This window comes from Stenotrophomonas sp. 17(2023) (assembly GCF_030345315.1).
Classification (GTDB): Bacteria; Pseudomonadota; Gammaproteobacteria; order Xanthomonadales; family Xanthomonadaceae; genus Stenotrophomonas; species Stenotrophomonas acidaminiphila.
Window position 1 is genome coordinate 2,058,735 of sequence record NZ_CP128405.1, and the last position, 14,832, is coordinate 2,073,566.

At 69.3% G+C, this 14,832-nt stretch carries 13 protein-coding genes; 3 read left to right on the forward strand and 10 right to left on the reverse strand.

Going from position 1 to position 14,832, the window contains the following annotated elements; translation table 11 throughout:
• From QQA12_RS09300 to QQA12_RS09310, 3 genes are read left to right on the forward strand one after another with little or no spacing between them, the layout of a single operon-like run.
• Positions 1 to 1,056: a quinone-dependent dihydroorotate dehydrogenase gene (locus QQA12_RS09300; RefSeq protein WP_054666119.1), complete on the forward strand. Its 1,056-nt coding sequence runs from the start codon at positions 1 to 3 to the stop codon at positions 1,054 to 1,056.
• On the forward strand, positions 1,053 to 2,093 hold the full coding sequence (gene murB / locus QQA12_RS09305; RefSeq protein WP_226049148.1) for a UDP-N-acetylmuramate dehydrogenase: 1,041 nt from the start codon (positions 1,053 to 1,055) through the stop codon (positions 2,091 to 2,093). The genes QQA12_RS09300 and murB overlap by 4 nt, the downstream gene beginning before the upstream one ends.
• 50 nt (positions 2,094 to 2,143) lie before the next feature.
• Positions 2,144 to 2,989 (forward strand): DMT family transporter, encoded by an 846-nt coding sequence (locus QQA12_RS09310; RefSeq protein WP_056932797.1) that lies wholly within the window; start codon positions 2,144 to 2,146, stop codon positions 2,987 to 2,989.
• A 115-nt stretch (positions 2,990 to 3,104) separates the two neighbouring features.
• Here the strand turns inward: QQA12_RS09310 and guaA are convergent, their stop codons facing one another.
• The 10 genes from guaA to rlmN form a co-directional block, all read right to left on the reverse strand.
• Positions 3,105 to 4,670 carry a glutamine-hydrolyzing GMP synthase gene (gene guaA / locus QQA12_RS09315; protein WP_182334560.1) on the reverse strand — a complete coding sequence of 522 codons (1,566 nt, stop codon included), beginning with the start codon at positions 4,668 to 4,670 and terminating at the stop codon, positions 3,105 to 3,107.
• A gap of 109 nt (positions 4,671 to 4,779) precedes the next feature.
• The gene (gene guaB / locus QQA12_RS09320; RefSeq protein WP_054668697.1) at positions 4,780 to 6,237 is read right to left on the reverse strand and encodes an IMP dehydrogenase; all 1,458 of its coding nucleotides are present in this window, start codon (positions 6,235 to 6,237) and stop codon (positions 4,780 to 4,782) included.
• A gap of 195 nt (positions 6,238 to 6,432) precedes the next feature.
• Positions 6,433 to 7,317: a bifunctional methylenetetrahydrofolate dehydrogenase/methenyltetrahydrofolate cyclohydrolase FolD gene (gene folD / locus QQA12_RS09325; protein ID WP_054666247.1), complete on the reverse strand. Its 885-nt coding sequence runs from the start codon at positions 7,315 to 7,317 to the stop codon at positions 6,433 to 6,435.
• An 81-nt stretch (positions 7,318 to 7,398) separates the two neighbouring features.
• The gene (gene moeB, locus QQA12_RS09330) at positions 7,399 to 8,538 is read right to left on the reverse strand and encodes a molybdopterin-synthase adenylyltransferase MoeB (RefSeq protein ID WP_226049924.1); all 1,140 of its coding nucleotides are present in this window, start codon (positions 8,536 to 8,538) and stop codon (positions 7,399 to 7,401) included.
• Between the two features lie 99 nt (positions 8,539 to 8,637).
• Positions 8,638 to 10,038, reverse strand: a complete 1,401-nt coding sequence (gene der / locus QQA12_RS09335; RefSeq protein ID WP_054666251.1) for a ribosome biogenesis GTPase Der — start codon at positions 10,036 to 10,038, stop codon at positions 8,638 to 8,640.
• A 12-nt stretch (positions 10,039 to 10,050) separates the two neighbouring features.
• On the reverse strand, positions 10,051 to 11,247 hold the full coding sequence (gene bamB / locus QQA12_RS09340; protein WP_226049149.1) for an outer membrane protein assembly factor BamB: 1,197 nt from the start codon (positions 11,245 to 11,247) through the stop codon (positions 10,051 to 10,053).
• Positions 11,247 to 11,888 carry a tetratricopeptide repeat protein gene (locus QQA12_RS09345; protein WP_054666255.1) on the reverse strand — a complete coding sequence of 214 codons (642 nt, stop codon included), beginning with the start codon at positions 11,886 to 11,888 and terminating at the stop codon, positions 11,247 to 11,249. The genes bamB and QQA12_RS09345 overlap by 1 nt, the downstream gene beginning before the upstream one ends.
• A 58-nt stretch (positions 11,889 to 11,946) precedes the next feature.
• Positions 11,947 to 12,786: a RodZ domain-containing protein gene (locus QQA12_RS09350; protein WP_226049150.1), complete on the reverse strand. Its 840-nt coding sequence runs from the start codon at positions 12,784 to 12,786 to the stop codon at positions 11,947 to 11,949.
• Between the two features lie 24 nt (positions 12,787 to 12,810).
• Entirely contained in the window at positions 12,811 to 13,602 is a 792-nt protein-coding gene (pilW, locus tag QQA12_RS09355; protein WP_056931721.1) for a type IV pilus biogenesis/stability protein PilW, read from the reverse strand.
• Positions 13,595 to 14,812 carry a 23S rRNA (adenine(2503)-C(2))-methyltransferase RlmN gene (gene rlmN, locus QQA12_RS09360; protein WP_054666259.1) on the reverse strand — a complete coding sequence of 406 codons (1,218 nt, stop codon included), beginning with the start codon at positions 14,810 to 14,812 and terminating at the stop codon, positions 13,595 to 13,597. The genes pilW and rlmN overlap by 8 nt, the downstream gene beginning before the upstream one ends.
• Positions 14,813 to 14,832: the final 20 nt, after the last annotated feature.

A 14,832-nucleotide genomic window follows, 5' to 3' on the forward strand; every position in this document is an offset into this window, starting at 1 on the left:
ATGTATCCGCTTGTACGCCCCTTCCTGTTCGCCTTCGACGCCGAGCGCGCCCACGGCCTGGCGCTGTCCGCGCTGGAACTGGCGTGGCGCACCGGCACCACGCCGCTGCTGGCGGCGCGGCCGGCGCCGATGCCCACGTCGGTGTTCGGCCTGGACTTCCCGAACCCGGTGGGGCTGGCCGCGGGGCTGGACAAGAACGGCGAGCATATCGACGCGCTGTTCGGCCTGGGCTTCGGTTTCGTCGAGATCGGCACCGTCACCCCGCGGCCCCAGGCAGGCAACCCGAAGCCGCGCCTGTTCCGGCTGCCGCAGCACGCGGCCATCATCAACCGCATGGGCTTCAACAATGCCGGCGTCGACGCGCTGGTGCGCAACGTCGAGCGCAGCAGCCAGCGCACCGGCCCGCTGGGCATCAACATCGGCAAGAACAAGGACACGCCCAACGAGGACGCGCTGTCCGACTACCTGGCGTGCCTGGAGAAGGTGTACCCGCTGGCCGACTACGTCACCGTCAACATCTCCTCGCCCAACACCGCCGGCCTGCGCGAACTGCAGGAGGAACAGGCGCTGCGACGGCTGGTCGGCGGCCTGCGCGAGGCGCAGGAACGCCTGGCCTCCCAGCACGGCCGGCGCGTGCCGATGCTGGTCAAGGTCGCGCCCGACCTGAGCGACCGCGACATCGAAGCGGCCGCCCGGGTACTGAGCGAACTGGAAGTGGACGGCGTGATCGCCACCAACACCACCATCGGCCGCGAAGGCGTTGAGCACGACCGCCGCGCGGCCGAGAGCGGCGGCCTGTCCGGCGCGCCGCTGCTGGGGCAGTCCACCCTGGTGCTGCGCCGGCTGCGCGCGCGCCTGCCCGAGCGCATCCCGCTGATCGGCGTGGGCGGCATCCAGTCCGGTGCCGATGCGGTGGCCAAGATGTCCGCCGGCGCGACCCTGGTGCAGTGCTACAGCGGCCTGATCTTCCGCGGCCCGGCGCTGATCGGCGAATGCGTCGATGCCATCCGCCGCCGCCGCGAGGCTCCGTCCCGAGGCGCCGTCGCCCCGCTATGACAACCGCTGCACCCTGGTCGCTGACCACAGACGCCCCGCTGCATTCCCTCAATACCTTTCACGTCGCCGCACGTGCGCCACGGCTGCTGCGCGTGCGCGACGTGGCCGCGCTCCCCGAGGCCCTGGCTGCGGTGGCGCCATCGTCGCTGCTGGTGCTGGGCAGCGGCAGCAACGTGCTGCTCGCCGCCGATCCGGAGGGCACCGTGCTGTGCTTCGACAACCGCGAGATCACGATCCTCGAGCACCGCGCAGACCATGCCGTGGTCCGCGCCGGTGCCGGCGTGGTCTGGCACGAACTGGTGATGTGGTCGCTGGCCGAAGGCCTGTCCGGGCTGGAAAACCTGGCGCTGATCCCCGGCACCGTCGGCGCCGCGCCGATCCAGAACATCGGCGCCTACGGCGCCCAGGTCGGCGAGTTCATCCAGTCGGTGGAGGCCTGGGACACGCTGCACGCGCAGTGGGTACAGCTTGACCAGGAGGCCTGCCGCTTCGGCTATCGCGACAGCCTGTTCAAGCACGAGCCCGACCGCTACCTGATCACCGCCGTGCAGTTGCGCCTGCCGCTGCTGCACGAACTGCGCCTGGACTACGCCGGCATCCGCGAGGAACTGCAGGCGATGGGAGTGGAGCTGCCGGTGGCCGCCGATGTCGCCAACGCGGTCATCGCCATCCGCCGCCGCAAACTGCCCGACCCGGACGTGCTCGGCAATGCCGGCAGCTTCTTCAAGAACCCGATGCTGCCGCGCGAACAGGCCGAGCTGCTGTCCCGCCAGCATCAGGCGCTGCCGGTGTTCCCGGGCGACGACGAGGGCAACCGCAAGCTGTCGGCGGCGTGGATGATCCAGGCCTGCGGCTGGAAGGGACGGCGCGAGGGCGATGCCGGCGTCTCGCCCGACCATGCGCTGGTGCTGGTCAACCATGGCAACGCCAGCGGCGCCGAGCTGCTGGCCTTCGCCCGCCGCATCTCCGCATCGGTGCTGGAGACCTTCGGCGTCCCCATCGAACCCGAACCGCGGCTGGTCGGCGCGCGCTGGTGAACGCCGTCGCGGCCGCGCCCGGCCCTGCCCCGCTGCGTGCGGCGCTGCTCATGTTCGGCAGTGCCATGGCCTTCGGCCTGATGGCCATCGCCATCCGCCTGGCAACGGCCTACGTGCCAACCCAGGAAGTGGCGTTCTTCCGCAACGCCTTCGGCCTGCTCGCACTGCTGCCGGTGCTGCTGCGCCCGGGCCACGCGCCGCTGCGCACGCAGCAGCTGCCGCGCTACCTGCTGCGCAGCGCGATCGGCCTGGCCTCGATGCTGTGCGGCTTCTGGGCGCTGGGCCACCTGCCGCTGTCGCAGGCCGTCTCGCTGTCCTATTCGACGCCGTTGTTCGTGACCATCGCCGCGGTGCTGTGGCTGGGCGAAACCGTGCGCGTGCGCCGCTGGGCGGCGGTGATCGCCGGCTTCATCGGCGTGCTGGTGATCGTGCGGCCCGGCGCGCACGGCTTCCAGGCCGGCAGCCTGATCGCGGTATCGGCGGCCATGCTCAGCGCGCTGGTATCGATCCAGATCAAGCAGCTCACCCGCGTCGACGGCCCGGATACGGTGGTGTTCTACACCTATGTGTTCTGGGTGCCGCTGTCGCTGCTGCCGGCGCTGTTCGTGTGGACCTGGCCAACCGGCATCGCCTGGCTGTGGCTGCTCGCCACCGGCATCCTCGGGACCGTGGGCCAACTGCTGTGGACGCGCGCACTGCGGCTGGGCGAAGTCTCGGCACTGACCCCGATCAGCTTCACCCAGCTGCCGCTGGTGGTGGCGCTGGGCTGGCTGCTATTCGGTGAAACCCTGGACCGCTGGACCCTGCTGGGCGCGGCCATCATCCTCGCCGCCAACGCCTACATCGCCCACCGCGAAGCGGTACTGGCGCGTCGTCGGCGGACCCAGGCGCCCTGAACCCCCGGCGGCACCCCACAGGTACGCGCGGCCACGAGGGTGGCGGATGCCAGGGGCAGCCGGCGGCCCCGGTTGGCCTGCCCCGTGCAACACGGGCCAGGCCCTCAGCCCGGAATCACTCCCACTCGATCGTCGCCGGCGGCTTGCCGGAGATGTCGTAGACCACGCGCGAGACGCCGCGCAGTTCGTTGATGATGCGGTTGGACACGCGGCCGAGGAAGTCGTACGGCAGGTGCGCCCAGTGCGCGGTCATGAAGTCGATGGTTTCCACCGCGCGCAGTGCGATCACCCATTCGTAGGCGCGCGCGTCGCCGACCACGCCCACCGACTTCACCGGCAGGAACACCGCGAACGCCTGCGAGGTCTTGTCGTACAGGTCGGCCGCACGCAGCTCCTCGATGAAGATCGCATCGGCCCTGGCCAGCAGCTCGGCGTACTCGCGCTTCACTTCGCCGAGGATGCGCACGCCCAGGCCCGGGCCGGGGAACGGGTGGCGGTAGACCATGGCGCGCGGCAGGCCCAGTTCGACGCCAAGGCGGCGCACCTCGTCCTTGAACAGCTCGCGCAGCGGCTCGACCAGCTTGAGCTTCATGTCCTCCGGCAGGCCGCCCACGTTGTGGTGGCTCTTGATCACGTGCGCCTTGCCGGTCTTGCTGCCGGCCGATTCGATCACGTCCGGGTAGATCGTGCCCTGCGCCAGCCACTTGGCGTTGCTGAGCTTGTTCGACTCCTCGTCGAAGATCTCCACGAACAGGTTGCCGATGATCTTGCGCTTGGCTTCCGGGTCGGACACGCCTTCGAGCGCCTTGAAATAGCGGTCTGCGGCATTGACCCGCACCACCTTCACGCCCATGTTCTCGGCCATCATCTTCATGACCTGGTCGCCTTCCTGGAAGCGCAGCAGGCCGGTGTCGACGAACACGCAGGTCAGCTGCGGGCCGATGGCCTTGTGCAGCAGCGCGGCGACCACCGACGAATCGACGCCACCGGACAGGCCCAGGATCACCTCGTCGCTGCCGACCTGCTCGCGCACGCGGGCGATCTGGTCGTCGATGATGTTGGCCGCGGTCCACAGCGTGGCGCAGCCGCAGATTTCGGTGACGAAACGCTTGAGCAGCGCCGAGCCCTGCCTGGTGTGGGTCACTTCCGGATGGAACTGCACGCCGTACCAGCGCTTTTCCTCGTTGGCCATCGCCGCCACCGGGATGCGGTCGGTCACCGCGGTGATGACGAAGCCCGGCGGCACGTGGGTGACGTGGTCGCCATGGCTCATCCACACGTCCAGGCGCGGCTCGCCATTGTGGTCGGACAGCCCGCCCAGCAGGCCGTCGTGGCCCAGCAGCCGCACTTCGGCGTGGCCGAATTCGCGCTGGTCGGCGGCTTCGGTGCCGCCGCCCAGCTGCTTGGCCATGGTCTGCAGGCCGTAGCAGATGCCCAGCAGCGGCAGCCCGCTGTCGAACACTTCCTGCGGCGCGGCCGGCGCACCGGCCTGCGTGGTCGATTCCGGGCCACCGGACAGGATGATGCCCTTGGCGCCGAAGGCGGCGATCTCGGCCGGATCATGGTCCCAGGCCCAGATTTCGCAATACACGCCGAACTCGCGGATGCGGCGCGCGATCAGCTGCGTGTACTGGGCGCCGAAATCGAGGATGAGGATCTTGTCGTTGTGGATGTTGGTCATGAGGCCTGGAACGGATCGATGAGTCGGGTTGCGGGGCGATGCGGGTGCCGGTGGCGTATAGAGAAAGAGGAACGGGACCGGGTCCGCGTTCCTCTTCGCTCGTTCCGCGTCAGGCGCGGTAGTTCGGCGGTTCCTTGGTGATCTGCACGTCGTGGACGTGGCTCTCGCGCTGGCCGGCGCCGCTGATCTTCACGAACTTCGGCTTGCTGCGCATGTCCTCGATGGTGCCGCAGCCCACGTAGCCCATGGTCGCGCGCAGGCCGCCGACCAGCTGGTGGATGATGCCGCCGACCGGGCCACGGTACGGCACCCGGCCCTCGATGCCTTCCGGCACCAGCTTGTCGGCGGTGGCCGCGTCCTGGAAATAGCGGTCCTTGGAGCCCTTTTCCATCGCCGCCAGCGACCCCATGCCGCGGTAGCTCTTGTACGAGCGGCCCTGGAACAGTTCGGTCTCGCCCGGCGATTCCTCGGTACCGGCCAGCAGGCCGCCGATCATCACCGTCGACGCACCGGCGGCCAGCGCCTTGCCGATGTCGCCGGAGTAGCGGATGCCACCGTCGGCGATCAGCGGGATGCGGTCCTGCAGCGCCTCGGCGACCAGGTCGATCGCGGTGACCTGCGGCACGCCGACGCCGGCGACCACGCGCGTGGTGCAGATCGAGCCCGGGCCGATGCCGACCTTGACCGCGTCCGCGCCGCTGTCCAGCAGCGCCAGCGCCGCCTCGCCGGTGCAGATGTTGCCGCCGACGACCTGTACCTGCGGGAAGTGCTTCTTGACCCAGCGCACGCGGTCCAGCACGCCCTGCGAGTGGCCGTGGGCGGTATCCACCACCAGCACGTCCACGCCGGCGGCGACCAGCGCCTCGACACGGCGGTCGGTGTCGCCGCCGACGCCCACCGCGGCACCGACCAGCAGGCGCGTCGCCGCGTCCTTGGCCGCGTTCGGGTTGTCGCTCTTCTTCTGGATGTCCTTGACGGTGATCAGGCCGCGCAGTTCGAACGCGTCGTTGACCACCAGCACCTTCTCGATGCGGTTCCGGTGCAGCAGCGACAGCACTTCGTCCGAGGCCGCGCCTTCCTTGACCGTGACCAGGCGGTCCTTCTTGGTCATGATGTGGCGGACCGGGTCGTCCAGCTCGGTCTCGAAGCGCATGTCGCGGTGGGTGACGATGCCGGCCAGCTGGCCGTCGCTGCCCACCACCGGCACGCCGGAGATGTTGTGCGCCTGGGTCAGCGCCAGCACTTCGCGGATGCTGGTTTCCGGGCCGACCGTGATCGGGTCGCGGATCACGCCGGACTCGAATTTCTTGACCTTGGCCACTTCGGCGGCCTGCTGCTCCAGCGGCAAGTTCTTGTGGATGATGCCGATGCCGCCGAGCTGGGCCATGGCGATCGCCAGGCGCGCTTCGGTGACCGTATCCATGGCCGCCGAGACGATCGGCAGCTTCAGCCGCAGGTCGCGGGTCAGGCGCGTGCCGAGGTCGACATCCTTGGGCAGGATCGTGGAGTGGGCGGGGACGAGCGAGACGTCGTCGTAGGTCAGTGCTTCAGCCTGGATGCGCAGCATCGGCATACCCGAGATGTGGGGAAGCGCGTCATTTTACCCTTGTTCGGGCGCCGATGGCAGGGGGCCGGTGCGACGCAGTGTCGCGCCGGCGCCCGTGGTTCCGGGCCGCGGGACCGGACGGCCACCGCCCGGCGATCCTGCCCGGCGCGGGGAGCGCCTCGATTGCCGCTGGATGGCCGCCACCACCGCGGTGGTTCAGCCCGCCGCTTCGGCCGCCTCGATGGTGTTCTGCATCAGCGTGGCCACGGTCATCGGACCGACACCGCCCGGCACCGGGGTGATCCAGCTGGCACGCCGCGACGCCGCCTCGAACCCCACGTCGCCGACCAGGCGGCCGTCGTCCATGCGGTTGATGCCGACATCGATCACCACCGCACCCGGCTTGACCCACTCGCCCGGCACCAGCTGCGGGATGCCCACCGCCACCACCAGGATGTCGGCGTTGCGCACCGCCCGCTCCAGTTCCTCGCGCGGGGTGAACTTGTGGCAGCTGGTGACGGTGCAGCCGGCAATCAGCAGTTCCAGCCCCATCGGCCGGCCGACATGGTTGCTGACCCCGACGATGGTGGCATTGCGGCCGCGCACCGGCTGGTCGGTATGCGCCAGCAGGGTGATGATGCCGCGCGGCGTGCACGGGCGCAGGCCGAATTCGCGCAGTGCCAGGTGCCCCACGTTCTGCGGATGGAAGCCATCCACGTCCTTGCGCGGATCGATGCGCTGGATCAGCCGGTTGGCGTCGGCGATGCCCGGCAGCGGCAGCTGGATCAGGATGCCGTGGATCTTCGGATCGGCGTTGAGCCGGTCGATCAGGTCCAGCAGCTGCGCCTCGGTGGTGCCCTCGGGCAGGTCATGGTCGAAGGCCTCGATCCCGACCTTCTGCGCGGCACGGCGCTTGTTGCGCACGTACACCGCCGAGGCCGGGTCGCCGCCGACCAGCACCACCGCCAGCCCCGGCCGCGAACGCCCGGCCGCGATCCGCGCATCGACGCGCAGCTTCAGGTCGTCGAGCAGTTCTTCGGCGATGCGGCGGCCATCGAGGATGCGGGAAGTGGCCGCGGAGGCTTCGGCAGGCAGGGTCATGGGCGTGGAGGCGGGAACGGGCCGGCTATTGTCCCCGATTCGGCGCGGCACGACATCCCGCGCCGTGGCCGGCGGCCGCGATCAGCCGCGATGGGCGCAGAACGCGGCGTAGTCGATGTAGCCGGGAAACGCGCGGCCCGGCGCGCACACCGCGCAACCGGGGTCGGCAGGCACGCGGGTCTCGGCAAAACGCATGCCCAGCGCATCGAAGCGCAGCAGCCGCCCGGCCAGCGGCTGGCCGATCTCCAGCAGCAGCTTGAGCACTTCGGTGGCCTGGATCACGCCGGCCAGCCCCGGCAGCACGCCGAGCACCCCGGCCTCGGCGCAGTTGGGCGCGAACTCCGGCGGCGGCGGCTCGGGGAACAGGCAGCGGTAGCATGGCGCCTGGCCACGCCGGCGGCCGGCATCGAACACGCCGACCTGCCCGTCGAACCGCTCGATCGCGGCGTACACCAGTGGCCGCGCGTGCTTGATGCAGGCGTCGTTGAGCAGGTAGCGCAGCGGGAAGTTGTCCGAGCCGTCCAGCACCACGTCCACGCCCTCCATCAACGCGTCGACGTTGGCCGATGTCACCCGCTGCGCGACTGCGTCCACCTCGATGTGCGGATTCAGCGCCAGCAGGCGCGCGCGCGCGGATTCGACCTTGGCGCTGCCGATCGCGGCATCGGTATGGATGATCTGGCGCTGCAGGTTGCTGCGATCCACGACGTCGTCGTCGACGATGCGCAGCCGCCCCACCCCGGCCGCGGCCAGGTAGAACGCCGCCGGCGCACCCAGCCCGCCGGCACCGACCACCAGCACGCACGAGCGCTGCAGGCGCCGCTGACCGGCCTCGCCCACCTGCGGCAGCAGCAGGTGCCGCGAATAGCGGTCGTAGAAGTCGCGCTCGCCCGCATCCAGCCCGGGCTGCACCAGCGGCAGTCCCGCCGCCCGCCACGCGACCGTTCCGCCAGCGACCGACGCCAGCTGCGTGTATCCGGCCGCCTGCAGGGCCACGGCCGCATCCAGCGAGCGCCTGCCGCTCTGGCAGATCAGGATGATTTCCTGTTCCGGCGATGGCAGGACGCTGCCGGGCGCCGCCAGCAGCTCGCCGCCGGCAACCCCGCGCGCGCCTTCGGCCATGCCGGCGGCGCGCTCGTGCGCGGCGCGCACGTCGATCATCGCCGCGCCGGCCTGTTGCCGGGCGCGGGCCTGTTCCGGGGTCAGTTCGCGAATGCTCATGCCGGGATTATCGGTCATGCGCCCGCCGTGGGCGGTAGCGGCTGCCTTCAACCGCTGGCCACTACCGCAAAGGGCGGCCTTGCGGCCGCCCCGGGATGCTCACTTCCTGCCTTTGACGTGCTTCATCAGGCGCCGTTTGGCCTTGACCTGGCGCTCGGTCAGCACGTTCTTCTTGCCCTCGTAGGGGTTGGCGCCCTCGCGGAACAGGAAGGTCACCGGCGTGCCCACCAGCTTGAAGCGCTTGCGGAAGAAGTTCTCCAGGTAGCGCTTGTACGAGTCCGGCAGCTCCTTCAGGCGCGTGCCGTGCACGATGAAGGTCGGCGGATTGGTGCCGCCCGGGTGCACGTAGCGCAGCTTGGAGACATGGCCGCGGATGCTCGGTGGCGGGTTGCTCTCGTAGGCGATTTCCAGCGCCTTGTTCACTTCGCTGGTGCTGAATTCGTGGGTGGCCGAGGCATGCGCGCGGTGTACCGCGCGGAACAGTTCGCGCAGGCCCGAACCGTGCTTGGCGGAGATCCGCACCACCTCGGCCCAGGGCACGAAGCCGAGCTTGAGCGACAACAGGGTTTCGGCCTGCTCGCGCTGGTAGTCGGTCAGCCCGTCCCACTTGTTGATCGCGATCACCAGTGCGCGGCCGGCATCGAGCACCGCGCCAAGCACGCTGGCGTCCTGGTCGGTGACGCCCTCGCTGGCATCGAGCATCAGCACCGCGACCTGGCACTCCTCGATCGAGCGCAGGGTCTTGACCACCGAGAACTTCTCGACCACCTCGTCCACGCGCGACTTGCGGCGCAGGCCGGCGGTATCGATCAGCCGGTACAACCGCCCGTCGCGCTCGAGGTCCACGGAAATCGAATCGCGGGTGGTGCCGGGCACGTCGGAAGCGATCATGCGCTCCTCGCCGAGCAGGCGGTTCACCAGCGTGGACTTGCCGACATTGGGACGGCCGACGAACGCGATGCGGATCCGCGCCGGATCGTTGTCCAGGGTCTCGGTCGTGCCCTCTTCCGGCAGCCGCTCGACGACTTCCGCCAGCAGGTCGTCCAGGCCCTGGCGGTGCGCGGCCGAGACCGTGAGCATCTCGCCGAAGCCATAGCGCGCGAATTCCGAACGCACTTCCTGCTCGTCGGTGCCGTCGATCTTGTTGATCAACAGCAGCGTCGGGCGCGACAGCTTGCGCAGCCAGGCCAGGATCTCGTCGTCCAGCGCCGAGGTACCGTCGCGGGCATCGACCACGAACAGGATCAGGTCCGCCTCGGCGGCGGCGGCACGGGCCTGGCGCGCGGTGGCGCCGGCAAGGCCCTCCTCCTGCTCGGCGATGCCACCGGTGTCGACGATCAGGAACGGGTTGTCCTCGTCGAGCCGGCACACGCCGTAGTTGCGGTCGCGGGTGACGCCCGGCTGGTCATGGACCAGGGCGTCGCGCGTACGCGTCAAGGCATTGAAGATGGTCGACTTGCCGACATTCGGCCGTCCAACCAGGGCGACCAAAGGCAGCATCGCTTGGACTCCTTAGTTCGCCAACCGCCAGGCGGTCAGCTTGCCGTCCACGTTCTGCACCAGCAGTACGCCTTCGGCGACGATGGGTTGCGCGACCACCGGGTCGCCCCCGCTCTTCTCGCGGGCTGCCAGGGCGCCATCGCCCATCTGCAGCCAGTGCAGGTATCCCTTGTAATCGGCGACCACGACGTAATCGCCCTGGATCGCCGGGCCGGTCACCGAACGCCGCGCCAGCGCCTGCTGCGACCACATCGCCGCGCCCGAGGTCTTGTCCAGGCCGTAGACGGTGCCCTTGCCGTCGGTCACCAGCACGTGGCCGGAGGACACGGCCAGGCCGCCGCCGCCACCATGGTCGCGCGACCACAGCGGACGGCCGCTCGGGCCCTCGATCGCCATGGTCTCGTTCTTGAAGCTGGTCACGTACAGGTTGTTGCCTTCCAGCACCGGGGCGCCGTCCACGTCGGCCATGCGCTCCAGCTCGGTGCGGCCTTCCGGCGTGCCGATGGCCTGCTCCCACAGCGGACGGCCATCCTGCATCGCCAGCGCCGCCAGGGTGCCATCGTCGTTGCCGATGAACAGTACGCCCGGCCCCGCGACCACCGGCGCATTGCCGCGCACGGTCAGCGAAGGCAGCTCCTGCGAATTGAACCAGCGCCGCTCGCCGCTGCCGGCGTCCAGCGCGGTGGTGCGGCCGTCGTTGCTGCGCACGAACACCAGGCCCTGCGCAACCGCCGGGGCGGCGATGATCTCGCCGGGCACGCGCGCGCGCCACTTCTCGCTGCCGTTGGCCGCGTCCAGCGCGATCACCTGCCCGTCCAGGGTGCCGATGACGACCAGCCCCTCGCCCACGCCCGGGCCACCGGACAGGCGCAGCCTGGCCTTCTTCTTTTCCTTGGCGGGCGTGTATTCCCACACCTGCTTGCCGGTCTGCAGGTCCAGCGCATGCACGCCGCCTTCGACCGCCGCGGCGTAGACCCGGCCATCGGCCACGGCCGGCCCCTGGCGCACGCCGATCCGGCCTTCGCCCTTGCCGACGTTGGCCGACCAGATGCGGTTGACCTTGAGGGTGGGCTCGAATTTGACCAGTTCCGCCGGCTCCAGCGCTTTCTTGGCTTCGGCATCCTTGCCCGCGAACCAGCCCTTCACCGTCGAGCAACCGCTCAGCGCCACCGCGACCAGCGCGATGCCCGCCACATGCTTGAGTTTCATCAGTTCTTCTCCGCCGCAGGATCGGCGACGGTACCGCCGGCGTCCATCAGCTTGATTTCGAGCAGGCGACGCTGCGGCGCGGCGACGTCGAGCTTGGCCAGCGACTGCGCGTACAGCTCGCGGGCCTGCTCGCGCTTGCCCTGCGCGACCAGTGCGTCACCGCGGATCTCGAGGCCGGCGCTGTCGTCGGCGTTGCCGAGCATCGCCTGCGCTTCGGCCGGCTTGCCGGTTTCGATCAGCAGGCGCGCGATGCGCTGGTCGATCAGCATCTTGAACTCGCCCTCGACCTTCAACCCGCGCAGGGTCTTGATCGCGTCGTCGTTCTTGCCGGCCTCGACCTGCGCCTTGGCCAGCTCCAGCGCTGCCAGGTCGGCATAGATGCCGGCCTTGCTGCCTTCCAGCGCCGCCACTTCCTTGGCCGCCTCGTCCAGGTTCTTGGACTGCAGGCTGCGGGAAACGGCATCGTAGCGGCTGTTGGCCTGGGCCAGCTTGCCTACCTGATCGTTCTGCCACCACTTCCAGCCCATGATCAAGGCCAGCGCAAGCACTACCCCGCCAATGATTCCAGCGCCGTTCTGGCGCAGCCAGGTGCGGACACGTTCGCCTTGTTCATGCTCGTCGAGCAGGTCGTCAATCGCCATGCGTAACTCTCGCTCCAATCCTGCCGGGGGAGCCTTGGTGTTTTGATCTGCGCTTGTTTCAGTGCGAAACCGGCGCCACGGAGCCGTCAGAGGATACCGTAAAGCGGGCCACATTATTACCGCTTGTATACGGCGCCAGGTCGACGCTGCCAGCGCCCTGCCGGAAGTCGACTTCCGAGGCGTTGCCTACCTTCATCCGGCCGACCTGGCCGGGGGTGTAACTGCGCTTCTCGCCAGCGCGGATCAGCGCTTTCTCGACGATGGAGCCGTCCGGTGCGGAGACCTCAACCCAGCTGTCGCCGCGGAACTCCAGGCTCATGCCCGGCGAGGCCGCCACCAGCTGCGGCTCGGCCGCCTGTCGCGCCAGCGGCGCCATCGATGCGATATAGGGCGCGCGCTCGGATGCCGGGCGCACCGCCGCGTCGTCGGCGCCGGCGCCACCGGCAGCCGCAGCCACCGAGGCCGCATCCGGCACCACGTCCAGCGATGCGGTACTGGGCACGGCCTCGCCGAACTTGCTCTGGAAGGCATACCAGACCGGTACCGCGAGCACCGCGGTGATCACCACGTATACCGCCCGGCGGCCAAGGCTTTCGGCCACGCGGCGGACGCGCGGGGTATGCGTATGACTGACCAGCCTGGGCGGCTCGACCGGCGCGATCCGCGCCTGCTGCAGCAGCCCGTCCAGGTTGACGCCCAGCAGGCGCGCGTAGCTGCGCAGCTGGCCGCGCACGAACACCGGCGCCCCCAGCCGCTCCCAACGCTCTTCCTCCAGCGCGGCAACCACCTGCAGCGGCATGTGCAGCCGCCCTGCCACCTCTTCCAGCGACAGGCCGGCCGCTTGACGCGCCTGGCGAAGCTGCTCCCCGCAGCCCACCGCCCCCTCAAAAGCGTTCATACCCGGATCATTGCTCACAATGCATCAGCCCTGGGAATTCGGGGTTGCGCCGGCAGGAAATTCCTCACGCAACCGCTGCTGGTATCGGCTGACGGCACTGCTGTCGCCCAGCCGTTCTTCAATCTGAATGGCAAGTTGTAACACGGAAACCGTTGCTGGCGCAGCCGCCAGCCGCCGCTGGTAGAACGCCCGCGCCTCGAAATACCGCCCCAGCCGGAACTCGTTGCGCGCCATCGCCTCCAGCGCGTAGGCATTGTCCGGGTCAAGCTCGAGCGCCTGCCGCAGGTCCTGCCCGGCGCGCTCGCCCTGCCCCGCTTCCAGCGCGCAGCCGCCGGCATTTGCCAGCGCATCGGCACGCTGCAGGTAGCCCGGATCGGCCACGGCGCGATCGAACCAGACCAGCGCTTCGGCCGGATGCCCGTTGGCGCACAGCCAGGCACCATAGTTGTTGAGCACGTCGCCCTGGGCCGGCGCAAGCTCGGCGGCGCGCCGGTACAGCTTGCCGGCTGCCTCCACGTGGCCACGCCGCCCCTCGATGACCGCCTGCAGGGTGTAGGCCGCCGGATCGTCCGGCGCCAGTTTCTGCGCCGAGCGGGCGTGCTTGAAGGCACCATCCAGATCGTCGCGGCCCAGCCGGTCACCGACCAAGCGCAGCAGTTCCTGGTAACGCAGGCGCGCACGCACCTGGCGGTCGTCATGCACCTCGACCGGCTGCGCCATCTCCTGGCCCCAGCGGACCTTGGTCGCCTTGGTGCCATGCCCGCAGCCGGCAAGCAGCAGCAGGAGCAGCACCGACGCGAGCAGGCGCTCAACCAAGCGCGTCCCGCTGCGCCGGGAGCGCGTCCTGGGCCTGCAGCAGGCGGTTGAACTCGGCCTGGCGGCGGGTGCGGTCCATCACCTGCCCCTTGAGCTGGCCGCAGGCGGCATCGATGTCGTCGCCGCGGGTCCGCCGCACCATGGTCAGCACCTGCGCATCGAGCAGGATCTTCTGGAAGGCGCGGATCTGCTCTTCGTCGGAACGCTCGTAGCGGGTACCGGGGAACGGGTTGAACGGGATCAGGTTGACCTTGCCCGAGTCCCGGGCCTGCACGGCGTTGTCGAACTGGCGCATCAGCCGCGCCAGCTGGCGGGCATGCTCGGGCTGGTCATTGATGCCCTTCATCAGGGTGTATTCGAAGGTCACCGAATCGCGCCGCTTGTTGCCGCGCAGGTAGCGCGCGCAGGACGCCATCAGTTCGGCGATCGGATACTTCTTGTTGAGCGGCACCAGGGTCTCGCGCAGCTCGTCATTGGGCGCATGCAGCGACACCGCCAGCGACACGTCGCTCTCGACCGAGAGGCGGTCGATCTGCGGCACCAGCCCGGAAGTGGACAAGGTCACGCGCTTGTTGGCCAGGCCGTAGCCCAGGTCGTCGCGCATGATGCTCATGGCGCGCACGACATTGTCGAAATTCATCAGCGGCTCGCCCATGCCCATCATCACCACGTTGGTGAGGCGGCGCATCTGGTGCGGCACGTTGCCCAGGTGACGGGCCGCGACCCACACCTGGCCGATGATCTCGGCGGTGGTCAGGTTGCGGTTGAAGCCCTGGGTGGCGGTCGAACAGAACGTGCAGTTGAGGCCGCAGCCGACCTGCGAGGACACGCACAGCGTGCCGCGGGTCTTGTCCGGGATGTACACGGTCTCGATGGCATTCCTGCCATCCACGCCCATCGCCAGCAGCCACTTGTGGGTGCCGTCTGCGGAAGGCTTGTCGAACACGACATTGGGGACGACGACCTCGGCATGCTGCTGCAGCTTGGCGCGCAGCGACTTGCCGAGGTCGGTCATCTGGTCGAAATCGGTGACGTAGCGATGATGGATCCACTTCATCACCTGGTGGGCACGGAACTTCTGCTCGCCGAGGGTCTCGACGAAGAACTTCTCCAGGCCCGCGCGATCGAGGTCGAGCAGGTTCTGCTTGCCAGCCGCCGGCGTGGTTTTCGGCAGCGGCTGGATGGCGGGGGACTGTACGACCTCGTTCACGGATTCAACCTTTTACCTGC